The following is a 26,455-nucleotide window of genomic DNA, read 5'->3' as shown; positions in this document are numbered from 1 at the left end:
ATGGGGAAGTCATTTGTTGCGAGCGTGCTCACGGTGGCTGGAGGCTCGGCGATTGCGCAGGCGATCGCTCTCGTCTCGTTCCCGTTCATCACGAGGCTGTACTCTCCGGACGTCTATGGACTCTTTGTTGTCTTCCTCGCGTATGGCGGGTTCGTCGGGCCCATCGCGTGTGGCCGGTTTGACGCCGCGATCGCACTCCCCAAGAGCAGCCGCGGTGCGTCGGCGGTTGCGCTTGGCAGTCTCGCGACGGCTGTCTTTGCGGCAGTGCTGACCGCCGCGTCGATACTCGTCTTCGGCGCCGGGACGATCGGCTCCGACAGAGGCGTCGCGTTAGGCCTTGCGCTCTACGTGCTGCTGGCAGGGGCGCAACAAGTCTTCACCAACTGGTGCGCACGGACACGGGACTACGCACGCCTATCTGCGGCGCGCATCGTGCAGTCGATCGTCGCCGCGCTACTGTCGATTGGCCTGGCGCGAACATACGACGCAGATGCCGGCATGCTCGTCGTTGCGACGCTGGCAGGGCAGGCAGTCGGGCTGGTAGTTCTGCTGACGGGACTCCATGCCTCCGGGTTCGCGTTTGATGTGAAAGCCCGTCAGGTACTTCGCATGCTCAAGTACTTCCGCCGCATCGCCGTATTCAATGTGCCCCAGGTTGTTTCCGATGCCGCCCAGGCGTCGGGTATCCCGCTTGCCATCGCGGTCTTGTTCGGATCCCAGGCGGCGGCCTACTACTCGTTCTCGATGCGTTTGTTGAAGGCGCCGTTGAACCTGATCGGCAGCGCCATTTCACAGGTCTATTACCCGAGGGCGGCTGCGCATCGCAACGACCACTCCAGGCTCAGGCACGACGCCCTTGGCATACTCAAGGTGCTGGGCGCTGCTGCGTGCTTCTTTCAACCGGTGCTGCTGCTAATCCCCGACTCTGCCTATCGGCTTGCCTTCGGAGACTCCTGGAGCGGCATCGGCAGCTATCTGCGCGCCCTGTCCCCGTGGATCCTGACGTCGTTCGTGGTTGGTCCAATGGGTGTGCTATATCTGCTCAAGGGTCGCGTGGCGCTCGTTCTTGTCCTTGCGCTGGGAGGCTCTGTACTTGCGTTCGGGATCTTCGGCGTCGCTTGGGTCACCTCAACCACGGTGCTCGCAACGATGTGGGCTTTGTCGCTGGGCATGGCGTTGTATTTCATTGCGTCGACCTTGCTCGAATTCGTCGTCGTCATCGGTCGGGAGAAAGAGCATGCATGACGACATCTTCGACGAGGTGTCGATCCGGTCCGCGTTTGAGCGCTCCCTCCAAGTGCGCGCCAGACCCCTAAACGCGACCGGGCATGGGTCCCAGTCGGACACGGGCTGGTTTTTCGAGCGCAGCCGTTTTGGGATGCGGCGTGTGGAGGTCGCTCCGATCGGCTTCTATGCATCGTTGTGCGCTGACGACGCCCGGCTGGCGGCGTTGCGCCGCTTGATCGATCGCGAGCGGGTTTCCCTGCGAAACAACGTGAGGATCAATCTGAATCCGCTGGAGACGCACTCGGGGGACTTGATTTCGTACGCTGTCTCACGCGGATACGGCGTGGTCATGAACCAGGCCCACTTGCTTCCGATTGGCCCTTCGATCGACGCCATGCGCGCGAAGTACCACAGCACCAAGCGCTACGAAGCGCTACGCGAAGTCAAGGTTCGATCATCGATACGCGTCGCCGACAACGTGAAGGATCTGGACGACTACTTTTCGGTCTACGCTGCGTCGCTGGAGCGCTGGGGCCGCAATGGATTCGTCTATCCGCCCGACCTGTTCCGGGATCTGCTGGCGTCACCCGCAGTCCGCTTCTGGATGCACTATGTCGAGGACCGCCTAGCGTGTGCCATGGTCGTTCTGTACAGTCGCTCCTATGCCCTGTATTGGCAAGGGGTCTCCAGGATCGACGGTGACCAAAAGCCGGCCTATCCGATGGTTAAGCTCGTGGACGCGGTCATGCAGGATCTCGTGCACCGGGGTGTCCCGGTCCTCAACCTCGGGGCCAGCGGCGGATTGCCCAACGTGCAGCGGTTCAAGGAGGGATTTGGCGCGCTGCCAAAGACGTATGCGTCGCTGACGCTTCGATCACCAATCTGGCGTATTGCGGATCGCGTGCGACGGGCCGTGCCGGTGGCAGGGAGTAAGTCCGATGGCAGAAGTTGACTGGGATTCGCGGGCCAAGGAAGGCGTCGCGCATCAGGCCGTGATCGATCCGGGAGACAAGTCTGGACTGAAGAACGCCTTGATCGATCGCATCCAATGGAACCAGATCCATGAGTGGGTCGGTCGCCGCCAGAGCGTGCTCGACTTCGGCTGCGGCGTCGGTCGTTTTGCGGAGCGGATCGCGCGGACGGGCGCGCTCTATCGCGGCACCGATGCATCGCAGGAGATGATCGAGGTGGCGCGGCGACTGCACGGCGACGGACCCGCGGTCTTCGAACGAGTGGACGGGCCAACGCTGCCGTTCGACGCGGGCAGTTTCGACGGCTGCCTAACCGTTTATGTGCTTCAATACCTGAAGACTTCCGACGGAGCCCAGTTGCACAGAACGGTCGCGGAACTGGCCAGGGTACTGACGACCGGCGGTGAGTTGCTGCTGATCGAGCAGGCGAGCGCTTCAGAAGGATGCTCCGGATCTGTATCGGAAGCAGCCACCGAGCAAGACTATCGGGACGCGCTGGCCAGCCACTTTGACGTTGCCGAAGTTCGCCGCATCCGTTGCGGCAACCTGTCGCGGCTGAGTTCGCTCTTCATCCAGCACGGCGAACGCCTGCCCTTGCGCAGCTCCATCGAAGGGCTGTTGGCGCGGCGTGAGGCGTCCATCGCCGAAAACTTGACGCCCGAGCGCCTACAGCTTTTGACGTACTACGAACTATGCATCGTCGCAACCAAGCGAGGCGCACCCTGAGATGTTCATGGGTCGATCGTGCGCTTCGAACGTGGTCAGACGCGGGAGTAAGCCCGTGAGCAGCGAGTCGCCAGTACTCGTGGTCGGTACGTCGTCGATTCACGTCCGGCGATTTGTCGCCGGGCTCTGCGAGGCGGGTCAGTCCGTCGTGCTCGTAACCGAGTCGGCGGAGCGCCTAGTCGATCACGCCTTACTGCTCGACCAGCAGGCAGCGGACTTTACGATGCGGCGGAAAGCTGCCACCGGCGTCGTGCAACGATGCATTGAGCAGTGGCGGCCGAAACTGGTGCACGCCCATCAGGCCAGCAACGTGGCTTGGCATGCGGGGCGCGCGGCTCGCCATTACGGGCTGCCGCTGGTGCTGACACTTTGGGGCTCGGACGTCCTCAGGCTGCACGAATGGAACTGGCTGTATCGGCACCTCATGCGCAGCACGCTCCGCGCGGCGTCAGCGTGGACTGCCGATGCTCCGATTTTGCTCTCCACTGCAGAACGGATCTGCCACCCGAAGGCGGCACCCCTGCGCGAGTGGATCCCGATCGGCATCGATCCGCCGCCGGCGATCGGCGTGGTGCAGCGCGAGCGGCGCGTGCTGTCTTGCCGATTGCACAAGCCGCTGTACCGCATCGATGCGATCCTGCGCGCATTCGCCGGCCTTCCAGAGGCACGTGACGACTGGATCCTGGAAGTGGCTGGCGCAGGGAATCAGTCGGGCGAGCTGCAGCAACTCGCCCGACACCTGGGTCTGGGCGGACGTGTGGAATTCACCGGCATGCTGTCGGCGGCCGAGTTGGCGCGCGCCTACCGCCGCAGCGCACTGTTCGTGAGCGTGCCCGAATCCGACGGTACGGCCGTCAGTCTGCTGGAGTCGATGGCGGCGGGCTGCCTGCCGGTACTAAGCGACTTGGCGGCGAACCGGGAGTGGGTCCAGGACGGGCGCACAGGGTTGCTCGTGAGCGATCTGGCCAGACTCGGCACGGCGTTGTCACGGGGCATGCAGTGGTGGGCCTCGGGACGATGGGACAAAGAGAGTCGCCTGACGAACGAACTCATGGTCGCGCAGCGTGCCCTGCTGGCCAACAACATCCGGCAGTTCATGGCTCTCTACGATCGGGTGGCAAGTTGAGCGCCGGCGTCCGAGTACAGAGTCGCGCGCATCCCGTTGGGCACGGTCGCGGACATAGCCGATGCGGATAGTCTTCCACCACCCTTTGCCGATCCGCGCGGATGCCAGTTCCGCCAGTGGGATCCGCCCTTTTCAGATGATCGAGGCGTTCCGTTCGCTCGGGTACGAAGTCGACACGGTGTGCGGATACGCCGCCGACCGGGCGCGCGCGATCGAAGCGGTGGACGCCAGGATCCGGCGGGGGGAGCGCTACGCCTTCATGTACAGCGAGAGTTCGACGGAACCGACGCTGCTGACCGATCCGCACCACCTTCCGACCCGGCCCTTTCTCGACTTCGGCTTTTTCTCCCGGCTCAAGGCGCGCAGCGTTCCGCTCGGGCTGTTCTACCGTGACATCTACTGGCGCTTTCCGGGGTACGGCACGGCGCTGGCCCCGTGGAAGCGCGGTGGCGCACGCCTGATGTACCGGTACGACCTGTTCCAATACCGCCGGCTCCTCGACCGCTTGTACCTGCCGTCCTTGGAAATGGCCAGGCACGTGCCATGGATCCGGCCGGAGTGCATGGCGGCGCTGCCACCAGGCTACATCGATCGACCACCAGTGCGGCGCGCGGGCGGGGCACTGAGGTTGCTCTACATCGGCGGAATCGGCTCGCACTACAGGATGCAGGCCCTGTTCCGCGCGCTGCACTTCCTGCCGGACGTTCACCTAACACTGTGCACGCGCGAAGCCGAGTGGCAGGCGGTGCGTCGAGAGTACCCGCTCCCACCGGCTGGCAACATCAAGGTGGTCCACCTTGCAGGGCCGGCGCTTCACGCCCTGTTCGAAGAAGCCGAGGCATGCCTGTTGTTCGTCGAGCCGCAGGCGTACCGGGAGTTCGCCGCGCCGGTGAAACTGTACGAGTACATCGGGGCGGAACGTCCCGTGATCGCGAGCGCAGGCACGCTCGCCGGTGACTTCGTCACGCAACACGACATCGGCTGGACGCTGCCCTACACGGACGAAGCGATCGCGGCGCTGCTGCGACAACTGAGCGAGAACCGCAGCGTCCTCGCGCCCAAGCGAGACGCGCTGCTACGGATTCGACCCCTGCACACTTGGCAGGCGCGTGCGCAGCAGGTCGCCTTGGACCTGATCGGAGCGTCGCGATGAGAGTGGCGATCCTGGCAGCAGCTTCGGCAGTGCATACGATGCGTTGGGTCAATGGCCTGGCCGGTCGAGGCCTCGATGTGCACCTGATCAGCATTCACGAGCCGCTGCGGGACATCGACCAGCGCGTGCGCACACATCGGCTTGACTGGCCCGCGCCGGCGGGTTACCTGCTGGCCGGCTCGGCCTTGCGCCGACTGCTGCGTGAGATCGCCCCCGATGTCCTGAACGCACACTACGCCACCGGCTACGGAACGATCGCACGCGCCAGCCGTTTCAAGCCGCTGCTGCTGTCGGTTTGGGGCAGCGACGTGTATGACTTTCCGGCCCGCACGCCGCTGCACCGCATGCTGGTACAGGCGAACCTGCGTGCGGCGACCGCCATTGCGTCTACCAGCCACTGCATGGCCAGTCGGGTGACATCGCTGGATCCAGGACTGCGCGTCTACATCACGCCGTTCGGGGTCGACGAGCAGATCTTCACCCAGGAGCCGGGCGAGCGGGATTCGGAATCCATCGTGGTTGGCACAGTCAAGACGATGAGCCCGAAGTACGGCATTGATGTGCTCATCGACGCCTTTGCACTGGCGGCGAGTGGCGGCGACGCGGCGGCGCGCCTGCGGCTCGAGATCACTGGCGGCGGACCCGACGAAGCGTCGCTCCAGCGCCGGGTCGACCGCCTCGGTCTCTCCGACCGGGTCGTCTTTCATGGCGCCGTTGCGCATCACGATGTGCCCAGGATGCTCCATCGCCTCGACATCTTCGCCGCGCTCAGCCGCGACGACTCGGAAAGCTTCGGCGTGGCGGCGGTCGAGGCAGCCGCGTGTGGCAAGCCGGTTGTCGTCTCGGATGTCGAGGGACTGGCCGAAGTCACGCGAGACGGCGTGACTGGAATCGTTGTCCCACGCGAGAATCCGACGGCGGCGGCGCAGGCCATCCTGCGACTTGCCGCCGATCCGGCACTGCGTGCAGGAATGGGGCGTGCGGGCAGGGAGCACGTCTTGCAGCACTACACCTGGGAGCACTCACTGGAGTGCATGATCGACGCCTATCGGGCGGTTGTAGAACTGCGGCCGGTCGATTCACTTTGACTGCGATCGTCGGCAGACCGACACAGTTCGTCGGCCTTCACTCGATCTCTGCTCGTAGGGCAGAGGTCAGTGCAGCGACGACTCGGTCCTGTTCGGAAGCGGTCAAATCAGCCCCCATCGGCAAACTGATGACCTCCTGGCCGGCAAGCTCACTGGCTGAACATGCTTGAACAATGGATACGTCGGCAAATGCCGGCTGTTGATGCAGCGGAATCGGATAGTGAATGGCGGTGGGAATGCCTTCAGAGGCCATGCGGGCCTGCACAGTGCTTCGGTTAACAGTGGCTCCGCTGTGGATGCGTACGGTGTACTGTGCCCATGCTGATGAACGATCACTGCGCACTGCTGGTAAGGCAATGCGTCGGTCATCAAGTAATGCGGAGTAGCGGGATGCAAGTACCGAGCGCCTTTCAAGCTCCCATCCAAATCGCTCCAGCTTCGCCAGTACCACCGCGCATTGCAATGTATCCATGCGCCCTCCCACACCGACGCGCATATGCGTGTACCGCGCGCTTTGCCCGTGCACTCGGATCTCCCGGCACGCCTGCGCCAGCGCATCATCATTGGTGAACATCGCCCCACCATCCCCATAGCAGCCCAATGGTTTGCTCGGAAAGAAGCTCGTGCAGCCAACCGTGCTCAGGTTGCAGCTCTTCCGCCCCTTGTAGCTCGCGCCAAAGCTCTGCGCAGCATCCTCGATCACTGCCAATCCTTGCCGCCCGGCGATGGCATTGATTTCGTCCATGTCCGCACATTGACCGTACAAGCTCACCGGCATGATGGCTCGCGTGCGCGACGTCACCATCGCCTCGATCAGGCTCACATCAATATTGCAGGTGTCCGGTTCGATGTCCACAAACACCGGCACGCCGCCCATCAACACGATCACCTCCGCCGTAGCCGCGAAGGTGAATGGTGTAGTGATGACCTCGTCTCCAGGCCTGAGGCCGAGCGCCATCAATGCAATCAACAACGCCTCGGTCCCGCTGGCCACGGTGATGCAGTGCTTGGCACCCGTGTAGGCCGCCAGTTTTTCTTCCAGCTCCTGGACCTCGGGGCCCATGATGTACTGACCATGGTCGAGCACCCGGTGAATGCGTTCGTCAATCTGCGACTTGAGCGCCCTGTATTGCGCTTTGAGGTCGACGAACTCCATCCTTTCGTTCACGCCGCCACTTCGCTTTCGGGCGTGCAGACGTCGCCTTGCAAGACGTAGGTTTCGCCGGTGGCGGCACATGTCGCGCGCCCTTCCGCAAACACCAGTCGCTCACCATGCTTGCTCATCCAACCGACTTGCCGGGCTGGCACGCCAAGCATCAACGCGAAATCGGGCACATCACGATTGACCACAGCTCCCGCGCCGATGAACGCGTAGCGGCCCACGGTCGTTCCGCACACGATCGTGCTGTTGGCGCCCAACGTGGCGCCCTGACGCACAAGCGTGCGTCGGTATTCATTCTTGCGGCTGACGGCCGAACGCGGGTTGTACACGTTGGTGAAGACCATGCTGGGGCCGCAGAACACATCATCTTCGAGCGTGACGGCGTCGTAGACGCTGACGTTGTTCTGGATCTTGACGTTGCTGCCGATGCGCACGTCGTTGCCCACAAAGACGTTCTGACCCAGCGAACAGTTCTGCCCAATCGTCGCACCGGCGCAAACATGCACCCAATGCCAAATGTGCGTGCCGTCCCCGATCTGGGCACCCGCGTCGATGACGGCAGTGGGATGGACAGTCGCGGTCACGATGCCAGTCGTCGCACGAAGGGATGGACGTCTGCGGCGGCGCCAACCGGCTTCGCTGTCCGGATGAAATTCACCGTCTCGATGGCACGGCGGGATTCTTCCAGTCCGTAACCACGGCCCGCCAGGATCTCGCGGTAGCTCACCGTATGAAGATCGGTGAATCCCTCCGAAAATTCGAGCGCTTCGCCACTGACGTCGATGGCTCGATAGGTCGTCTTCTGGCCCCGCACGCTCTCGGGCAAGTCGCCGACATCGATCGACAGAAACCAGCGAACGCGGGCGTGCTCAAGTTCGAGGAAGCCGGCGGCCTTGTTGGACTCGCTGAGATGCACCACGTTGCGCTGTGTCGCACCGAAGATGAAGTGCAGCATGTCGAAAAAATGCACCCCGATGTTGGTCGCCACGCCGAATGATTTGCGCGGGTCGCCTTTCCAGCTCGCCGCGTACCAGTTGCCACGCGACGTGATATAGGTCAACGCCACATCGAACTTGCGATCCAGCGGCGCGTGCCGCACCTTCTCGCGCAGGCGCAGGATCGCTTCGTGGTGACGCAACTGAAGGATGCTGTACACGCGTCGACCGGTTTCGCTTTCCACCCGCACGAGTTCATCGAGCAAATCCGATGTCGCCACGAGTGGCTTTTCGCAGATCACATCGCATCCCAGGCGCAGCCCCGCTGCGGTGTGCGGATGGTGCAGATGGTTCGGCGAACAGACCGAGAAATAATCCAGCGCGGTCGAAGGCGATCGACGCAAGCGCTGGCCATGCTCATAGAAGGACTCGAAGTCGGTGAAGAAGGCGGCCTCGGGCGCGAAGCTGTCGATGATGCCGACCGAATCGTTGACGTCATAGGCGACGGCGAGCGCATGCCCAGTGTCTCTGATCGCACGCATGTGACGTGGCGCAACGAAGCCTGCGGCACCGACGAGCGCGAAGTTTTTCATATCCTCAAAGCCTGAACACGGTGAAGCCGACGCTTGCCGCCTCGTGCCGGTCATAGAGCGACTTGACATCGGTCAGTACCGGCGCCGCATGACGGCAATAGCGCCGCAACGCCGAGGGCGTGAGTGCCCGGTATTCGATATGCCCTACCGCGACGACCAGCGTATCCACCGGGTGATCTTCATCGATCGTGCCCAGTTGCAGCCCGTACTCGTTCTGCACCTCGTCGTCGCTGGCCCATGGATCGGTTACGACGACTTGCGCGCCCCAAGCCTCCAGTTCGCGCACCAGGTCCACCACCTTGCTGTTCCGAATGTCCGGACAATTCTCCTTGAAGGTGATCCCCAGCACGCCGACCCTGCAACGCGGCACGTCCATGCCTGCCTGCAGCATCAGCTTGATCGTGTTTCGCGCCGCATAGCGGGCCATGTTGTCATTGATTCGGCGGCCCGCCAGAATGATCTGAGGGATGTAGCCAACTTGCTCCGCCTTGTGGGTGAGGTAGTACGGATCGACCCCGATGCAATGCCCTCCAACCAAACCGGGACGAAACGGCAGAAAGTTCCACTTGCTGCCTGCAGCTTCGAGCACTTCGAGCGTGTCGATGTCCAGCCTGTCGAACAAGACCGAAAGCTCGTTCATGAGTGCGATGTTGAGGTCGCGCTGCGTGTTTTCGATGACCTTCGCGGCCTCGGCGACCTTGATGCTTTGCGCCTTGTAGGTGCCGGCCGTTACGACTCGGTTGTACAGGCGATCGACGGTCTCCGCCACCTCCGGGGTGCTGCCGCTCGTGATCTTGCGGATTTTCGCCAGCGTGTTGACCTTGTCGCCGGGATTGACCCGCTCAGGGCTGTAGCCGCAAAAGAAACCTTCGTTGAAGCGTTGGCCGCTGGCGCGTTCGAGCGCGGGCACGCAAACTTCTTCGGTCGCACCCGGATACACCGTCGACTCGTAGATCACGATGGCGCCGGGGGGCATCGCTTGGCCCACCGTCTCGCTGGCAATCAGGAGATGCGAAAGGTCCGGCCGATTCGCACTGTCGACGGGCGTCGGGACGGTCACGATGAAGACATTGCAATCGCGCAGATCGGCGACACTCGCGCTGTAGCTCAGTTGTGTCGCGCCGTGCAGGTCCTCGGAAGGGACCTCCAGGGTTCGGTCGCGCCCGGCCTCAAGATCTTCGATCCGGCGCTCATTGGTATCGAACCCGACGACTGGCATCTGTCGCCCGAAGGCCACCGCCAGCGGCAGGCCGACGTAGCCGAGGCCGATGATGGCGAGTCTGATCTCCGCGTCTCGCATGCTATGACGCCTGCGCCGCATCGGGCGTGTAGCCGGGCACCAGCGTGCGAAGCAGCATTGTCATCGTTGCGACGTCGTCGCTGCGGGCGGCGCTCAGAAGTCGTTGAAGGTGATCCTTGAGCACGGGCCAAGCCATGAAATCTTCTTTCGCGCGAATGATGCGGGAATGTTCGGTGGGCAGTGGATTCTCTCCGATGAGAAGCTCTTCGAAGAGCTTCTCGCCGGGACGCAGACCGGTGAAGGTGATGGCGATGTCACCAGTGGGGCGCGTCGCATCGCGGATCGTGTGTCCCGAGAGCGCGATCATCCGCTTTGCCAGATCCAGGATTCGCACCGGCATGCCCATGTCGAGCACGAAGAGGTCGCCGCCTTCGGCCATCGCCCCCGCTTGCAAGACGAGTTGCGCCGCCTCTGGAATCGTCATGAAGTAGCGGGTGACCTCCGGATGCGTGATGGTGAGCGGCCCGCCTTCAGCGATTTGTGAGCGAAACAACGGCACGACGCTGCCGCTGGAGCCCAGCACGTTGCCGAAGCGCACCATCGAGAAGCAGGTCGCGCGCGCTCCCTCCAGCTTGCGGCTGGCACCTTCGTCGAACGGGTCACCGTCACCGGTGGCGAGACATTGCAGCACGAGCTCAGCCACCCGCTTGCTGGCGCCCATGACATTGGTAGGTCGGACGGCCTTGTCCGTGGAGATCAGCACAAAGCGCTCGGCGGCCGCCTCGATGGCCGCGCGCGCCGTGTTCAAGGTACCGAGCACGTTGTTAACAACGCCGGCACCGGGATTGGCCTCGACCAGAGGCACATGCTTGTAGGCCGCCGCGTGATAGACGACTTCGGGCCGGTGCCTACGGCAGATGGCAGAGATGCGTTCGAAATTGCAGACATCGGCCAGAAGAGGCAGCAGATGGACATCCGCCGCGTCGCGCTTGATCAGCGATGCCAGTTCCTGGTGAATGCGGTAGAGCGCGAATTCGCTGTGTTCGACCAGAATCAGCTGGCTCGGCCCGACGCTCGCGATCTGGCGGCAGAGCTCGCTGCCGATGCTGCCGCCAGCGCCGGTCACCAAAACCACCTTTCGCGCCAGGGTCCGTGCCAGCAGCTCCGGCTGCGGTGCGACGGGCTCACGGCCGAGCAAATCTTCGACATCGAGGTCGCGAAAGTCGTCGACCGTGACGCGACCGCTCGCGAGATCCGCCAGACCCGGGAGCGAGCGGATCCGAACCGGCAGGGACTGCAGCTGCCCGATGATCTGATTGCGTCGGTCGCGACTCACGCTTGGCAAGGCCAGCAGGATGTCGCTGACCGCGAGCCGGCCGACGACATCGGACGCCCGCGACGCGGAAAAGACCGGCACGCCGTTGATGCTCCTTCCGGATTTGGCGGGGTCGTCATCCAGGAATCCCAACAACGCGTATTGCCGTGTGTTGGCAAGGGCCGCTGCCGTTTGAGCGCCGGCGGTCCCCGCGCCGTAGATGAGCAGCCGGCTGGTCGTGCTGCCAGTTCTTGCCGCCAGCCAATGCCATGCCAGCGTCCGGCTTGAACTGACAAGCAGCAAGAAGATGAGCGGCTGAAGGACGATGAGGCTACGCGGAATACCTCCAATGTGATACAGCCACCACACAAAGGGCGCGAGCAACAATCCATACACGGTCACACCCTTGCCAGTGGTCAGGATTGCGGCGACCCCCGTGTACCGAAAGACGGCGCGGTAAAGGCCGAACTTCACAAAAACGGGAATCGCGAGCAGGGGAGCGATCGTATAGACCAACCATTCAACCCCCTCGGGCCGGTGCCAAGTGTCCAAACGAAGAGTGAACGCCAGCCATGTCGAAAGAAGCGCCAAGCAAAGGTCCAGGCAGACAACCACCAGACGCTTGCGGGAGCGAGACCAGCCGAGGACGGTTTCTTGCATAGGGTGCCAGTGCTTACCAGTGTTGTCGGAGGCGTGCTTCAGGGCGCGGGCTAGCAGGGGGCATCGAGGTTGCGCCGCGTCAACGTTTCTCAGTGTCGTCTTAGTTCCTGTCAGTGCTCCAGCTCGCCACCAATCATTGCGGCCGTGGTACCTCGATTGCTGATAGGGCGGCCGAGGACTGAGCCATTGACCGCCAAGCTGCGAGCGCAGTCAAGCAGCGCTCCTTCTGGACCATGAGACACATGCGGGCCAGCGCGTCGCGAGCCACTTCGGGATGTCCGCTGTGCGCGGCCGCGACCGCATAGGCCAGCTGGTTTACATCCGACGGATGCCGCTCCACCACCTTGCGCATCGTATCGAGCTGAAGTGAGGTCACTCCATCCTCGGGGTGCAGGCGCAAAAAACGCAGTAACTCGCGCAATTGGGTCAGTACCACCAGATCTGGGGCCTTACTGTTGCGCGACGGGCCAACGCGGGCCCGTTCGAAGCGCACGCGCTCCAAGCTGCGCTCCGCCATGTTGTATTCAACAGCGATCCAGGCGGTGAGGCCGGCTCCAAAACACAGCAATGCCACGGCGACCCAGCGCCGCATCTGGACCACCCGACCCACGGGATGCTGCGCGTCCAACGTCCCCATCATTAGCCCCACAGGCAGCAGGAAGTAGGCGTAATTCTGCGGAAACTCGAGTAGCGCGTGGACGAGTAGGACGCACACTGCCAAGAGCAGAAGGCAACTCTGGGCCGTGTTCACCTGCAGCGCCTTGACGCCCAGCCAAATAGCCAGCACCAAGGTCAACAATACTCCAAGAGGTACCCCGTTCTGCACCAACAGGTCGATGATCAGGTTATGGGCACTTTGAAAGGTATACCGCATGCTGGCATGGTCGAGCGCCACGGCCGACTGAGCGACGGATAGTTGGTTCCAACCCCATCCTGCCCAGGGGCGCTGTGTCAGTGCGTCGAGAAAGAGCTTCCACGCGGCGGGTCGCAGCCCTGGCGACATCTCATCCGAGGCCGTGCGCGCGGCGGTGAAGTGCAGCGCTTGATTGATGTCTCCCCAACTAAACACTAGGAGAATGAAAATCACGGCGAGCGCAACCAGCCCAGATGCGTAGCGCCGAGTGACGAGAGACCGGCGGTACAAGACTGCGAAAATGGCCAGGAGAGCAACTTCGACCCATCCGGTGCGCGATTGCGTCGCGACAATTCCGAGCATCAAAAATACGGCGGCAGACGCCGCAATCCAGCCGCGCACGCGCTTGGCCAGATAGCCCCACCAGAGCGATACCAAGCCCCATACGAGCAGTGTGGCAACATGATTGGGTTGCCCCAGATTGGCAAAGGGCTGGTAACCCCTCGGGAATGAGAGTGTCAGTAGCCCCAGCCCCGAAAGCCGCAACCATTGATAAACGACAAGGCCCGTGGACAGCAGCGCCGCAGCACCGATCGCGCTAAACAGGGCGTTGATCAGTTGGCCCGAAGCCAACTGATCAAAACGTGCACCAACCAGCAGCGCCAGAGCAAAGCCGTATAGGTACGCGCTAGCGATCCAGGCATCGCCACCGAAATAGATCATCCCTCCCGCAAACTGAAGGAGCGGAACGCACGCGGTCAGCAGCGCGACCATCACACTGACGTTCAGCGGCAATGGCCGTGCCGTGCGCGACACGATCCAGAAGGCAGCCGGCAACAGGGCCAGCACCATCAACAAATCAGCATGAAAGGCGGCCCACGGAATGAGATGCGTGGGCAAGAGCCAAGCCCCGGCGATTGCAGTAACCCAGAGCACCCACCAGGGATTGAACGGCAGCACCACGGGCTGTGTAAGCGAGAGGCGACGCGGCCCCGGTTTCCGGGTCAAATTTGTTAGCGTTAGCTCAATCATGGATATGTCGCGACGAAAAAGGTGACCGAGTCCGCTCAGAATCTCGCCTCGAACCGGCCCGGCCTAGAAACTCGAGCTTGAATTCATCGCCTGGCCGGCGCCCGCCGCATCGCACCGAAATGCAACATTGAACACGCGCAATATAAAAAGACCCCTGGGCAGGGGCCTTTTGGTGTTCAGAGAGCCCTGTGAGGTATCACTTGCAACTGGATGGCAGATATTTTGCAAGGATGGGCGTAGTTGCATTGGTCGTATTGCAAGTCCAGACGACCTGACCGTTGCTCGCCACACCATTGAGCGCGAGTTGACCTCCGCTGATATCAGGTTCTGCAGCAGTCGCTGTCACGAGCACATAGCCGTTCGAGGCATCGACATTGGTGTAGGCCACGCTCGTAACATATTTCGAGGTTTGGGTGGCGAGCGTCATTGACGCCGTACTGGGCATTGCGCCGTAAGTGTTCACGTATTCGGCGATGTCCGTCTTCGCCGCAGACCCAGCAAGAATGAGTTCGCTGACCTTTGCGCGAACCGTGTAGTCACGATACGCGGGCAGCGCCACAGCCGCCAAAATACCAATGATCGCCACGACGATCATCAATTCAATCAGGGTGAAACCCTTTTGCACGTTGCGTGCGATGTTCCGACGGTTCATTTACTTACTCCAGGTTGGTTGAGGGCCCGAGGCAGCCCCCGGTGCGCTCATGTCACCGCAGCATCCATGCCACCCCGGTTTCACCCCCTCCCAGGCCCCATTTCCCCTGCAGTTGTTCACGTTCTAGTTACAACATGTGACGAAAACTGTTGCCGCCCACCGACGCAGGGTGACATTTTTGTCATCTCCCTGCCCGCCCGTGTCATGCCCGCGGCTCCCGCCCCGCTTCACGCCCGCTCCACCCGCATCCACGCCCGCGCCCCATCCCACACCTGCGCCATGCGCTGCAGCAACTCGGCCGGCACCGCAGGATGCGGAGCGGCCAGGGCGGCGCTCATCGCCTCGCAGCTGTGCTCGATCACCGCGCCCGGATGATGGACGCCGCAGACATCGCGGCCGAAGGCCTCGAGCTCGGCCCGGTTCGGGTAGCTGCGGGCCGGGGATTTGTCGCCGCTGCGGCCGCCTCGCCGCCACTTGAGCGCCAGGGTGTGGTCGACGGTCTCGATGCCGCCCGGCCGCTCGTAGGCATAGAGCACGGTGCTCACCTGGTCGTACACCGGGCTGGGCCACACCCGGTCGTCGTCGTACAGCACGGCGAAATTCTTGAGGTGGGCGTCGCCATTGCGCACCAGCACGGTCAGCACCAGCAGCTTGAAGAACTGGTGCAAGGCCGGCGCGGGTTCGCTGCACACCAGGCGCAGGGCCGTGGCCACGTCTTCATAGCTGCCGATGTACTTGCGGCTGGACAGGCGCTCCCGCACGCGCAGTTGCATGACCGCCGCGATGTCCTCGAAGCCGAGGCGGCTGCCGTCGGGCTGGATGTCGAAGCGGTCGAGCACCAGCAGCTTGCCGTCGGCCGAGAGGTCGGCGCGCGGCACGGGCAGCCCGGCATGGCGCGCGGCTTCCAGGCACAGCCACTCGTTGGCGCTGAGGCCGGGGTAGCGCGGCCCCTCGGCCTTGACGATGACGTTGGGGCCGGGCACCACGGCCTTGTCGGCCACCGGCACCATGATCTTCGGCTGGACGCCGGCCAGGCCGGTGCCCGGGCCCATGAAGGCGTCGACCAGCTCCTCGAACAAGGCTTCGCTGCGCCCGCCGGCGAGCAGGTCGTCGCGCGAGACCAGGCCGGCGGCCCCCGCGCCCAGCGGCGCTTCGCCGGGCATCTGGTACGCGACGCGGCCGATGGCCCCGGCGCCCATCAGGGCCAGCAGGTGCATCTTGGTGACCTGGAACTTGCCGAAACGCGCCAGGATGCGCTCGAACAGATAGCCCTCGGGAAGGTTCATGTCGAGGGCGGCAAAGAGGTCGCCGTCCTGGAACACGCGGTCGGCGATCGGAAGGCCCAGGCCGACCTGGTGGCGCGCCTGCGCTTCATAGACCAGCGAATAGATCGATTGCTTGGTGAGCAGGGCCTGCGGCTGGCCATGAACGGCGAGCTGCAGGTCCCGCAGCTTTTCGGGCAGCGCCGTCATGTTTCGTCGGGCTCTTGCAGGTGAGCGAAGGCCCGCGCCAGGTCGGCCGCACGCAGCGGGCCGGGCTCGCGCGGATCCAGGCTCAGCGCCAGGCCGAGCGGCGCAAGCATGGCGAGCAACGAGGCCAGGGAGACATCCTTTCCGGCCTCGAGCCGGTAGACCGGCATGCGCGAAAGGCCGGCACGCTCGCCCAAGGCGGCCTGGGAAAGCTTCTTGCGGCGGCGCGCGCTGCGAATGGTCGCGCCGACCTCGGACAGCGAAGAGATTGACGCGGCGGCTTTGCTATCCATGCGTTGCATTATTCCTGATGGGAGAGAAAATGCAACGCATAGGTAGCAAACTAGATCTGCAGCACCTCGTCCGCCTGCAGCCAGCGAATGTCCCACCCGGCCGGGGCCCCGCTGCCCATGGGCGACCCGTCCGCGATGCCGTCGATCTGGCTCATGATCTCGCCCGTCTCGGCCGGCTTGGTATGGGTGATGTAGATCGGGTAGTTGCGCCCCGGCGCGATCTGCGCCAGTTCGTCCGCCAGCGTGGCCGGCGACAGGTGCAGGCTGCGCTGCGCCAGCGCCTGCTCCCGGTTGCTGAAGGCCGTCTCGATCACCAGCATCGCGACATCCAGCTGGTTCAGGCGGGTCCAGAAGGGCGCGTTGCGTTCGGTATCGCCGCTGAACACCCAGTGCGCCCCGCCCTGCGCGCTGCGCACGGCGAAGCCGCAGGCCGGCACCGTGTGCACGGCCGGCAACACCTCGACATGCTTCAGCGCCCGGGTTCCCAGCTGCAGTTCCTGGCCGACGACCAAGTCGTGGAAACTCACGAACGGCGCCTCTCGGCTCGGGATGCTCGCGAAATCGGGCCAGATGACGTTGTTGAACACATGGGCCCGCAGCGCCTCGATGGTCGCGCGCAGCGCATGCACGCGCAGCGGCCGGGTGCGGCGGCTGGCGATGGCATCGATCATCAGCGGCAGGGCGGCGACGTGGTCGAGGTGCGAATGCGTCAGCACCACGTCGTCGATCGCGGCCATCTCGTCCAGGGTGAGGTCGCCGACACCCGTGCCGGCATCGACCAGCAGGTCGCAATCGACCAGGAAGGAGGTCGTGCGGCAGCCCTTGGAGATGGCGCCGGAGCACCCCAACACACGCACCTGCATTTCGCGAGACCTTTTGACTTTCCAGCCCGCAGGCCGCTACTTCGAATCGAACCGGGTTGCGCCGTCCCACTCAGGGTCCTCGGACTGCAATGACATCGAGGCTAAACGCTGCGCGTACAGCTGGTAAAGGACTTTTTTGGCATCCGCTGCGACAAGAGGCGCCAGCATGGCCTGTCCTTGTAACCAATCCTGTCTGCGGTACGCCGAAAGCACTCCATCCCAGCGCTCAAGTTCCGCCCGGATCGCCGCGCTGGCACTTTGGATTCTCGCAACGGGCGTAAAGATCCGCACCGTCCGGGCCTTTCCCTGGACCCGCACCGTGTCGAGCTCCTGCCAGACGAAGCCGGGCGCCGCGCGCCGGGTCGCGGCACTGGCGACGATCTCGACCCCATAGTGCACGCCCAGGCCCTCGAGCCGCGACGCCAGGTTGACCGCATCGCCGACCACGGTGTAGCTGCGGCGCACGGCCGAGCCCATGTCGCCGACGCTCATCACGCCGGTGTTGATGCCGATGCCGACCTGGATCCGCGGCAGGCCGCCCGCCGGCGGCCTGTCGTTCAGTTCCTGCACCGCGGCGACCATCTCGACGGCCGCCCGGACGGCCAGTTCGGCGTGGTCGGCGGCCTCGACCGGGGCGCCCCAGAAGGCCATCACGCAGTCGCCCATGTATTTGTCGACCGTGCCGCGGTGGGCGCTGATGATCTCGCTCAGCCGGCTGAAGAAGATGTTCAGGAAGGCCTGCAAATCAGCCGGCGCCATCTGCTCGGCCAGCCGCGTGAAGCCGCGCATGTCGCAGAACATCACGGTGAGTTCCTTGCTTTCGGCACGCATGCTGTAGCGCCCCGGGTCGGCCCGCATCTCGTCCACCAGCTGCGGCGGCACGTAGGTGCCGAAGAGCTTGGCCATCCCGCGGCTTGAACGGCCCTCGATGAAGTAGCCCCAGCTCATGTTGAGCACGAAGGACAGCGCGACCATCACCAAGGAAGCGGCCAGCGGCAGCACCAGGCCGGCGCCGAGGTAGAGCCAGCTGTTGAGCCCGACCAGCACCGCGCAGATCAGCAACGCCACCCCGACCGCGCGCGGCGCAGCGCTCAGCGAGAGGCCGAAGGCCAGCGCCAGGCCGGCCGCCACCAGCATGACCAGTTCGTAGCCCAGCGCATAGTCGGGAACGGCCAGGATCCTCGAATCCAGGAGCCCGGAGACGATGTTGGCATGCACTTCGACACCTGGGAAGCCAGCCCCGACCGGGGTCGATCGCAGGTCCTGCAGGCCCGGTGCGGTCGAGCCGACGAGCACGATCTTGTCCTTCAGCTCGCCGGGCGCCAATGCGCCCCCGATCACTTCCGATGCGGAAACGTGGCGGAAGGAGCCGCCCCGCGGACCGCCAGGGCCGCGGAACGGCACCAGCACGCTGGCCGTGCCATCGACCGGAACCCGCAGGCGCATTTCCCCGGCCGACAAGGCCAGCGCCTCCAGGGGCGGCGGACCGGCTCCCGGCGCGGCCGGGGCGAGCACCGGCGCCAGCGCCGTGTCGCCGAGCGCCAGGCGGTGGACGACCAGCGCCAGCGATTCGTAGTAGCCGGGCCGCGCGTTGTTCCCTTCGTAGCGCGCGATCAGCGGCACGGCGCGCACCACGCCATCCACGCTCCCGTCGAGCACCACGTTCAGGAAGCCGCCGGCGGGTGCCGCCTCGGCCAGCAGCGGAAGGCTGCCGACGAAACCGTTCCAGCGGGTCGTGTATGACCGGCCCTCGCGGAAGGCGCCGGCCGGCAGCACCGGGGCCGGCAACCGGCCCTTGGCGTGGGGCTCCGCGGTCTGGGTGAAATAGAAGCCGAGCGCCACCCGCCGGCCGGCGAGCGTCTTTGCGAAGGCCGCATCGCGGTCGAGCAGGGGCGCGAGCCGCTCGATCTCCTCGGCGAAACCGGCCCGGTCCCGCAAGGGCCCGGTCGCGAGCTGGCGCAGCGTGTCGAGCCCCGAACCGGCATCGGGCTCGACGAACAGCACGTCGAACCCGAGCACCCGGGCCTGCTGGCGCTCCATGATCTCGGTGGTGAGTCGGGCCAGCTGGTCGCGGCCCCAGGGCCATTGCCCGAGTCGCTGCAGGCTCGGGTCGTCGATGTCGACGATGACGATGCGCGGGTCGAGCGTGCCCGGCAGCGTCGCGCGCAGCCGCACGTCGTAGATGAAGCGGTCGAGCCGGTCGAGAAAGGGCAGCTGCCAGCCGCCCAGCACATGCACCAGGGCCAGCAGCACGGGCAGCAGCGTGATCGCGATGCGGGCGCCATGGCGTCGCAATGCATTCATCGCCCCGGCCTTCGGGCCAGCAGCAGGCTCAGGGCGCGGTCAGCTGATGACGAACTGCATCCGCGTGCCGCCGAGTTCGAGCACGTCGCCGTCCTGCAGCGCCACGGCCTCGCCGCCGAGCGGCTCGCCGTTGAGCTGCGTCTCGCCGTCGATCGGCGCCACCACGTAGCCGTGCAGCCGGCGCGTGACCGCGGCGACCGCCAGGCCGGGCTTGCCGATGGTGGTGACGACCTTCTGCAGCGACAGCTCGCGCCCGGTCGCGGAACCGCTGAGCACCCGCATGACCGCCGCACCGGCCGTGCCGCCGCCGAGCGGCGACTGGACCGTGGGTTCGGACGACAGGGGGATCGGCCCCGAAGGCGCGGCCGCGGTCCGGACGGGCAGCAGGCTCTCGGTCGCCGCGGTGTTGCCGGCCAGGAAGCGGATCTTGTACTTGCCGACCTCGATGACGTCGTTCTGCTCGAGCGCCTGCTTCTTGATGGCGCGGCCATTGACGTAGGTGCCATTGGTGCTGTTGAGATCTTCCAGGTAGACATCGCCGCCGATCATGTGCAGCACGGCGTGCTCGCCGCTGATCGCGAGATTGTCGACCACGATGTCGTTGTAGGGCCGGCGGCCCAGCGTGGTCCGGTCCTTGGCGAGCGTGACGTCCTTGATCACGACGCCGTCGATCGAGACGATCAATTTCGGCATGGCCGACTCCTGGATCTCGTTTTCTTGTTCACAGCGGGGCCCTTGCAGCACAGGCTTCAATGCCTTTTTTAGCCGGTCGCCCCGGGGGCCTTGGTCCCACCCGCCCGGGCCAGGACAACCGAAATGTTATCCCGGCCGCCATTGTCGTTCGCAGTTGCAACCAAAAGTGTTGCTTTCTCTGCTAAGTCGTCGTTTTGTAACAAAATCGTGAAAAGCTGGGCGTCCGGCACCATTTCGGAGAGTCCGTCGGAGCACAGCAGGAACAGGTCGCCGGGCCGCACGCCGTGCTCGTGCATCTCGAGGTCGACATGGCGCTCGATGCCGAGCGCCCGGGTGACCAGGTTGCGGTGCGGCGACTGCAGAGCCTGCTCCGGCGTGATGACGCCGGCGTCGAGCTGCTCCTGCAGCAGCGAATGGTCGCGCGTGAGCAATTCGAGCTTGTCGCCGCGCAGGCGGTAGCAGCGCGAGTCGCCGATGTGGCCGATGATCGCGCGCTGCGGCCCGAAGGCGGCCAGCACCAGGGTGGTCCCCATGCCCTGAAGCTGCACGTTGGCGATACCGGCTTCGAGAATGGCCGCGTTGGCCTCGTCGATGCCCGCCTGCAGGGCGCGCTTGACCGCTCTCGCGTGCGCCTGCAGCCCCGCATGGGCGAGCCAGCGGCCGAAACTGGCCTGCAGCAGCGCGATCGCCATGCCGCTGGCCACCTCGCCGCCGTTGTAGCCGCCCATGCCGTCGGCCAGCAGCACCAGCCCGAGCGAGGGCTCGAAGGCGATGGTGTCCTCGTTGTTGGCGCGGACCCGACCCGGATCGGTGAGCGCGGCGAAATCCCAGGTCAGCACGCCGGGATCGCTGGAAACGGAAGTGCCGGGATTCGCCATGGATCAGAAGGTGAGTGGGCTGCCGCTCAATCGGGAGCGTGGGAGCGCTTCTGGAGCCATCTTCCCACGGCCACCACGAACGCCGCCCCGGCCGCTGCAGCCGCATAGTGCAGCCAGGGGTTGGCCGTGAGCATATCGCGCAGGATGGTATCGCTCACGATGGTCTCGCCGGCCACCCAGCCGATCAGCGCCGCGCCGAGCATCACGATGATCGGGAAGCGCTCCATCAGCTTGATCATCAGGGTGCTGCCGAAGATCACCAGCGGGATGCTGATCGCCAGGCCGAGGATCAGCAGCACCATGCTGCCCTGCGCCGCCGCGGCCACCGCGATCACGTTGTCCAGGCTCATGACCAGGTCGGCCAGCAGGATGGTGCGGACCGCGGCCAGCATGCTGCCGTACTCCTTGTCCTCGCCCTGGCCGTCCTCCTCGCCGCTGAGCAGCTGGGTGCCGATCCAGAGCAGCAGCAGGCCGCCGATGATCTGCAGGTAGGGCAGCGCCAGCAGCTTGGCCGCGACCACCGTCAGGAGGATCCGCAGCACCACCGCCGCACCGGAGCCGAACAGCACGGCCGTGCGCTGCTGCTGGGGCGGCAGCGAGCGGGCGGCCATCGCGATCACGACCGCGTTGTCGCCCGAAAGAATGATGTTGATCCAGACGATCTTGAGCAGACCGATCCAGAAGTCCGTGGTTTGGAGGATGTCCATGTCTCTTTATTCCACTGTTATTGATTGAAAAGGCGCCCGCAACCTGGTTGCGGGCGCCTTCTCTTGTGTGGTCGAGCGAGAAGTCGAAGCTGCTTACAGCAGTGCCTTGAGGCGCTTCGCGAGCTCCGAGAAGTTGCGCGTCACCGTGAAGCCGCTCTCTTCCATGATGGCCAGCTTGGCATCGGCCGTGTCGGCACCGCCCGAGATCAGCGCGCCGGCGTGGCCCATGCGCTTGCCGGGAGGCGCCGTGACGCCGGCGATGAAACCGACGATCGGCTTCTTCATGTTCTGCTTGCACCAGCGGGCGGCGTCGGCCTCGTCGGGACCGCCGATCTCGCCGATCATGATGACCGCGTCGGTGTCGGGATCCTCGTTGAAGGCCTTCATCACGTCGATGTGCTTCAAGCCGTTGATCGGGTCGCCGCCGATGCCGACCGCGCTCGATTGGCCGAGGCCGATCTCGGTGAGCTGGGCCACGGCTTCATAGGTCAGGGTGCCGGAGCGGCTGACCACGCCGATGCGGCCCTTGCGGTGGATGTGGCCGGGCATGATGCCGATCTTGATCTCGTCGGGCGTGATCAGGCCGGGGCAGTTCGGGCCGAGCAGCAGCGTCTTCTTGCCGCCTGCGGCTTCCTTGGCGCGCATCTTGTTGCGCACTTCGAGCATGTCGCGAACCGGGATGCCCTCGGTGATGCAGATCGCCATGTCGAGGTCGGCCTCGACCGCTTCCCAGATGGCGGCGGCGGCGCCGGCCGGCGGCACGTAGATCACCGACACCGTGGCGCCGGTTTCCGAGGCCGCTTCCTTGACCGAGGCGTAGATCGGGATGTTGAAGATCGACTCGCCAGCCTTCTTCGGGTTCACGCCGGCCACGAAGCAGTTCTTGCCGTTCGCGTATTCCTGGCACTTCTCGGTGTGGAACTGACCGGTCTTGCCGGTGATGCCCTGGGTGATGACCTTGGTGTCTTTGTTGATGTAGATCGACATGACTTGTTCCTTACTTGGCGACGGCCGCAACCACTTGTTGAGCCGCTTCGGCCATCGTGTCGGCGCTGATGATCGGGAGGCCCGAATCGGCGAGGAGCTTCTTGCCCTCGACTTCGTTGGTGCCCTTCATGCGCACCACCAGCGGCACTTGCAGGTTCACGGCCTTGCAGGCTGCGATCACGCCGGTGGCGATGGTGTCGCACTTCATGATGCCGCCGAAGATGTTGACCAGGATGGCCTCGACATTCTTGTTCTTCAGCATGATCTTGAAGGCTTCGGTCACCTTCTCAGGGGTGGCGCCGCCGCCGACGTCGAGGAAGTTGGCCGGCTCGCCGCCGAACAGCTTGATGGTGTCCATGGTGGCCATCGCCAGGCCGGCGCCGTTCACCAGGCAGCCGATGTTGCCGTCGAGGCTGATGTAGGCGAGGTCGAACTTGCTGGCTTCGACTTCGGCCGCGTCTTCTTCGTCGAGGTCGCGCAGCGCCACGATCTCGGGGTGGCGGAACAGCGCGTTGCTGTCGAAGTTGAACTTGGCGTCGAGGGCGACGATGTTGCCCTTGCCGTCGCGGTTGAGCGGATTGATCTCGACCAGCGAGGCATCCGTTTCCATGTAGCAGGTGTAGAGCTTCTTGAAGACGTCCACGGCCTGGGCCGTGGAGTCGGCCGGGATGCCGATGGCATCCGAGATCTTCCTGGCCTGTGCATCGCCGAGGCCGGTCAGCGGGTCGACGAACTCGGTGACGATCTTCTCGGGCGTGGAGTGGGCCACTTCCTCGATGTCCATGCCGCCTTCGCTGGAGGCGATGAAGGCCACCTTCTGGGTCGCGCGGTCGGTCACGACCGAGACGTAGTATTCCTTCTGGATGTCGGCGCCGTCCTCGATGTAGAGGCGGCGGACCTTCTGGCCTTCGGGGCCGGTCTGGTGCGTCTTGAGCTGCATGCCGAGGATCTCGCCGGCCAGCTTCTTGACGTCTTCGATCGACTTGGCGACCTTGACGCCGCCGCCCTTGCCGCGGCCGCCCGCGTGGATCTGGGCCTTGACCACCCAGACCGGGCCGCCAAGCTTCTGGGCGGCCTCGACCGCCTCCTGAACTGTGTACGCCGGGATGCCGCGGGGTACGGGCACGCCGAACTTGGCAAGAATTTCCTTGCCTTGGTACTCGTGAATCTTCATGAGGGAGTCTCTCGGAACGGGGTTTGGAGAACAGGAGAATGTGGCTGTTGCCCACGGGCCACGGCGCCTGGGGGGCGGGGGCGGCGGACAGCAGAGGACTGTATCATGGTGCGCCGCACCAACAATTGACCCATTTTGTGGTCAATACGTATTTACTCCCAAGGCACACGAGGCTTGCACATGCCCAAGGTCTTCATCGATGGCGAGGCCGGAACCACCGGTCTCCAGATCCGCGAGCGGCTTCAGACGATGCCGCAGATCGAACTCGTGAGCATCGCGCCCGAACTCCGAAAGGACGTTGCCGCCAAGCGCGCGCTGATGGCCGGCGTCGACCTGGTCGTGCTGTGCCTGCATGACGACGCCGCACGCGAATCCGTGGCGCTGATCGACCAGCTCGAAGGCCGCCGCCCGAAGATCATCGACGCCTCGACCGCGCACCGCACCGCGGCCGGCTGGGTGTTCGGCTTCCCCGAACTGGCCGCGGGACACGCGGACGCGGTCGCCGGGGCCGAGCGCGTCGCCAACCCCGGCTGCTATGCGACCGGCGCCATCGCGATCGTCCGCCCGCTGGTCGACGCCGGCCTGCTGCCGCCGGACTTCCCGATCGCCCTGCCCTCGGTCAGCGGCTATTCGGGCGGCGGCCGGACCATGATCGAGGCCTACGAGAAGGGCGAGGCGCCGCTGTTCGAGACCTACGCGCTGGGGCTCAAGCACAAGCACATCCCCGAGATCATGAAGTACACCGGCCTCACCCGCCGCCCGGTCTTCATTCCTTCGGTGGGCAACTTCAAGCAGGGCATGCTGGTTCAGCTGCCGCTGCACCTGGACGACCTGCCCGACCGCCCGACGGCCGCGCACCTGCACGACGCGCTGGCCGCGCACTACGCCAAGAGCAACACGCCCGAGCAGTTCGTGAAGGTGCTGCCGCCGACGGCGGACGGCAAGATCGACGCGCTGGCGCTCAACGACACCAACCTGCTGGAGATCCGCGTGTTCCCGAACGAGGACCATCGGCATGCGGTGGTGATTGCGCGGCTGGACAACCTGGGCAAGGGCGCGAGCGGGGCGGCGGTCCAGAATCTGAAGCTCATGTTGGGGCTGGGGCAATAGCCTTCTGCCTCGGGGGCACGTTTCGGACCACCCATGTCGCTTTGAGCTAAGCTGAGTTGCTCAAAGCCCAGCTTCAACATTCTCCTTCGCTGGTAAGCCCATAGGTGCAGGCGAACGGATCATTCCATCGGTAATCCCTGTAGAACAGGTGATCTATGTCTCCTGTGTCCCAAAACAGGGTGCCGCTCCCGCTCGAGGAGATTTTCCAGGTCCCACGGGTGTTATCGCTGAATTCGATGGACCCCTTGGCGAAGCAAGGGGAATATCTGTCGTGCAAACCCATTTTGGCCGGGACAGGATATGACTTTAGAAAGAAACTTCTGATGTCTTTCTCTGTTGGCTGGAATGCCTTGCAGCTCTTGATTTCCCGCTCGGTGTCGTCGTCGCTCCTGCCTGTTTCGCTGATGTGAACATTGACGATGGTGCGCGGCTTGATCCGCTTGCCCGCAGCAACCGCGTCTGCTTGCAGCACCAGGAGGAACCAGCACACCATCAGCGGCATCGTTATCAGCTTTTTTACCACTTTGCGGTCGCCGCTTCTGTCTTTACTTTGTAGGAAACTTGGGGGTGTCGGTACACCTCGTTCATGGACACATTCAAGGTTTCGGAAAGCTCCTTGACCAACCAACGCAAAGAAGAATTTTGCCGCTCGTTGACCGTGTCGTAGATCGCATTTTCTCCGACTCCCGAAACAGGGTGACCGACGATTTCTATGCCTACCGAGTCCGCATTGGATGGAAATCTGCTTGGAAAGGCTTTGCGCCCCTCGAACCTGGACAGGTTCTTGTATCCACGAATTTGACTGGCCGCCTTGAATTCCGAGTTCGTGCACTTATGGGTTTCTATGCAACGCGACTTCAACGTGCCAACATGATTGGTAGCTTTGAAAAGCGAGGCCGTTTGATAGATTCTGCCATCCTTATCGATCAAGAAATGTGCGCCATTCGCTTTCGGCTTCGAATAACTGGCAAAGGCACCGTCGGCGGTTGGCCCACCGGTTTGGTGCACCACTATTCCATTGACTACCTCCAACCTTCCCTTCTCTATACCGGGAAATAGCCTTACCGTGATCTTTTCGGCATCGACGTGGCCCTGCCGGGTGATGTAAAGCATTGTGGTCTCCTCAAGCGTCGTGATTGGCCTGGATGTCGAAGTTCGCGGACAGAGTGCCCCCAGAACCACCTTGCCGGTTCTGAACGACATATTCCTGAGCTCCTCCAAAGTTCTTGCAACTGCGTCGCCCG

The 26,455-nt window shown here is 64.1% G+C and carries 25 protein-coding genes; 7 read left to right on the top strand and 18 right to left on the bottom strand.

What is annotated here, in order from left to right; translation table 11 throughout:
- The 6 genes from AC1DYD_RS03770 (at position 1) to AC1DYD_RS03745 (ending at position 6,291) form a co-directional block, all read left to right on the top strand.
- Positions 1-1,245 (top strand): oligosaccharide flippase family protein, encoded by a 1,245-nt coding sequence (locus AC1DYD_RS03770; RefSeq protein ID WP_478171401.1) that lies wholly within the window; start codon positions 1-3, stop codon positions 1,243-1,245.
- Positions 1,238-2,179, top strand: a complete 942-nt coding sequence (locus tag AC1DYD_RS03765; protein WP_478171400.1) for a GNAT family N-acetyltransferase — start codon at positions 1,238-1,240, stop codon at positions 2,177-2,179. The genes AC1DYD_RS03770 and AC1DYD_RS03765 overlap by 8 nt, the downstream gene beginning before the upstream one ends.
- The gene (locus AC1DYD_RS03760; protein WP_478171399.1) at positions 2,166-2,924 is read left to right on the top strand and encodes a class I SAM-dependent methyltransferase; all 759 of its coding nucleotides are present in this window, start codon (positions 2,166-2,168) and stop codon (positions 2,922-2,924) included. Before AC1DYD_RS03765 ends, AC1DYD_RS03760 begins: the two co-directional genes overlap by 14 nt.
- 55 nt (positions 2,925-2,979) lie before the next feature.
- A complete protein-coding gene (locus tag AC1DYD_RS03755) occupies positions 2,980-4,050 on the top strand; it encodes a glycosyltransferase family 4 protein (RefSeq protein ID WP_478171398.1) in 1,071 nt (356 codons plus the stop codon).
- A 61-nt stretch (positions 4,051-4,111) separates the two neighbouring features.
- Positions 4,112-5,203 (top strand): glycosyltransferase family protein, encoded by a 1,092-nt coding sequence (locus tag AC1DYD_RS03750; protein WP_478171397.1) that lies wholly within the window; start codon positions 4,112-4,114, stop codon positions 5,201-5,203.
- Entirely contained in the window at positions 5,200-6,291 is a 1,092-nt protein-coding gene (locus AC1DYD_RS03745; RefSeq protein WP_478171396.1) for a glycosyltransferase, read from the top strand. The genes AC1DYD_RS03750 and AC1DYD_RS03745 overlap by 4 nt, the downstream gene beginning before the upstream one ends.
- A 37-nt stretch (positions 6,292-6,328) precedes the next feature.
- Here the strand turns inward: AC1DYD_RS03745 and AC1DYD_RS03740 are convergent, their stop codons facing one another.
- The 16 genes from AC1DYD_RS03740 to sucC all read right to left on the bottom strand — a co-directional run bounded on the left by AC1DYD_RS03740 (position 6,329) and on the right by sucC (position 24,101).
- A complete protein-coding gene (locus AC1DYD_RS03740; protein WP_478171441.1) occupies positions 6,329-7,447 on the bottom strand; it encodes a DegT/DnrJ/EryC1/StrS family aminotransferase in 1,119 nt (372 codons plus the stop codon).
- Between the two features lie 8 nt (positions 7,448-7,455).
- On the bottom strand, positions 7,456-8,037 hold the full coding sequence (locus tag AC1DYD_RS03735; protein ID WP_478171395.1) for an acyltransferase: 582 nt from the start codon (positions 8,035-8,037) through the stop codon (positions 7,456-7,458).
- Entirely contained in the window at positions 8,034-8,981 is a 948-nt protein-coding gene (locus AC1DYD_RS03730; RefSeq protein ID WP_478171394.1) for a Gfo/Idh/MocA family oxidoreductase, read from the bottom strand. Before AC1DYD_RS03730 ends, AC1DYD_RS03735 begins: the two co-directional genes overlap by 4 nt.
- 4 nt (positions 8,982-8,985) lie before the next feature.
- The gene (locus AC1DYD_RS03725) at positions 8,986-10,281 is read right to left on the bottom strand and encodes a nucleotide sugar dehydrogenase (protein WP_478171393.1); all 1,296 of its coding nucleotides are present in this window, start codon (positions 10,279-10,281) and stop codon (positions 8,986-8,988) included.
- Between the two features lies 1 nt (position 10,282).
- Positions 10,283-12,196 (bottom strand): polysaccharide biosynthesis protein, encoded by a 1,914-nt coding sequence (locus tag AC1DYD_RS03720; RefSeq protein WP_478171392.1) that lies wholly within the window; start codon positions 12,194-12,196, stop codon positions 10,283-10,285.
- Between the two features lie 133 nt (positions 12,197-12,329).
- A complete protein-coding gene (locus AC1DYD_RS03715) occupies positions 12,330-14,012 on the bottom strand; it encodes a PglL family O-oligosaccharyltransferase (protein WP_478171391.1) in 1,683 nt (560 codons plus the stop codon).
- A gap of 265 nt (positions 14,013-14,277) precedes the next feature.
- Positions 14,278-14,733 (bottom strand): pilin, encoded by a 456-nt coding sequence (locus tag AC1DYD_RS03710; RefSeq protein WP_478171390.1) that lies wholly within the window; start codon positions 14,731-14,733, stop codon positions 14,278-14,280.
- 227 nt (positions 14,734-14,960) lie between these two features.
- Entirely contained in the window at positions 14,961-16,205 is a 1,245-nt protein-coding gene (locus AC1DYD_RS03705; RefSeq protein WP_478171389.1) for a type II toxin-antitoxin system HipA family toxin, read from the bottom strand.
- The gene (locus AC1DYD_RS03700; RefSeq protein WP_478171388.1) at positions 16,202-16,495 is read right to left on the bottom strand and encodes a helix-turn-helix domain-containing protein; all 294 of its coding nucleotides are present in this window, start codon (positions 16,493-16,495) and stop codon (positions 16,202-16,204) included. Before AC1DYD_RS03700 ends, AC1DYD_RS03705 begins: the two co-directional genes overlap by 4 nt.
- A gap of 50 nt (positions 16,496-16,545) precedes the next feature.
- Complete coding sequence (locus tag AC1DYD_RS03695) at positions 16,546-17,358, bottom strand: 3',5'-cyclic-nucleotide phosphodiesterase (protein WP_478171387.1); 813 nt, start codon at positions 17,356-17,358, stop codon at positions 16,546-16,548.
- 36 nt (positions 17,359-17,394) lie between these two features.
- Entirely contained in the window at positions 17,395-19,662 is a 2,268-nt protein-coding gene (locus AC1DYD_RS03690; protein ID WP_478171386.1) for a CHASE2 domain-containing protein, read from the bottom strand.
- A 39-nt stretch (positions 19,663-19,701) separates the two neighbouring features.
- The gene (locus AC1DYD_RS03685; RefSeq protein WP_478171385.1) at positions 19,702-20,355 is read right to left on the bottom strand and encodes an FHA domain-containing protein; all 654 of its coding nucleotides are present in this window, start codon (positions 20,353-20,355) and stop codon (positions 19,702-19,704) included.
- A gap of 68 nt (positions 20,356-20,423) precedes the next feature.
- Entirely contained in the window at positions 20,424-21,233 is an 810-nt protein-coding gene (locus AC1DYD_RS03680; protein ID WP_478171384.1) for a Stp1/IreP family PP2C-type Ser/Thr phosphatase, read from the bottom strand.
- A gap of 26 nt (positions 21,234-21,259) precedes the next feature.
- Entirely contained in the window at positions 21,260-21,940 is a 681-nt protein-coding gene (locus AC1DYD_RS03675) for a TerC family protein (RefSeq protein WP_478171383.1), read from the bottom strand.
- Positions 21,941-22,033: 93 nt separating this feature from the next.
- Positions 22,034-22,927: a succinate--CoA ligase subunit alpha gene (gene sucD, locus AC1DYD_RS03670; protein ID WP_478171382.1), complete on the bottom strand. Its 894-nt coding sequence runs from the start codon at positions 22,925-22,927 to the stop codon at positions 22,034-22,036.
- A gap of 10 nt (positions 22,928-22,937) precedes the next feature.
- Positions 22,938-24,101 (bottom strand): ADP-forming succinate--CoA ligase subunit beta, encoded by a 1,164-nt coding sequence (gene sucC / locus AC1DYD_RS03665; protein WP_478171381.1) that lies wholly within the window; start codon positions 24,099-24,101, stop codon positions 22,938-22,940.
- 180 nt (positions 24,102-24,281) lie between these two features.
- Between sucC and argC the strand changes: the two genes are divergently transcribed.
- The gene (gene argC / locus AC1DYD_RS03660) at positions 24,282-25,211 is read left to right on the top strand and encodes an N-acetyl-gamma-glutamyl-phosphate reductase (protein WP_478171380.1); all 930 of its coding nucleotides are present in this window, start codon (positions 24,282-24,284) and stop codon (positions 25,209-25,211) included.
- Between the two features lie 73 nt (positions 25,212-25,284).
- Here argC and AC1DYD_RS03655 read toward each other — a convergent pair whose 3' ends face one another.
- On the bottom strand, positions 25,285-25,734 hold the full coding sequence (locus tag AC1DYD_RS03655) for a hypothetical protein (protein WP_478171379.1): 450 nt from the start codon (positions 25,732-25,734) through the stop codon (positions 25,285-25,287).
- A complete protein-coding gene (locus tag AC1DYD_RS03650; RefSeq protein WP_478171378.1) occupies positions 25,728-26,324 on the bottom strand; it encodes a peptidoglycan recognition protein family protein in 597 nt (198 codons plus the stop codon). The genes AC1DYD_RS03655 and AC1DYD_RS03650 overlap by 7 nt, the downstream gene beginning before the upstream one ends.
- Between the last annotated feature and the right edge of the window lie 131 nt (positions 26,325-26,455).

It is taken from the genome of Variovorax sp. P4_B11 (genome assembly GCF_056402355.1).
The sequence above is the reverse complement of the archived record's forward strand: the minus strand, read 5'-3'. Positions and strand labels throughout refer to the sequence as shown.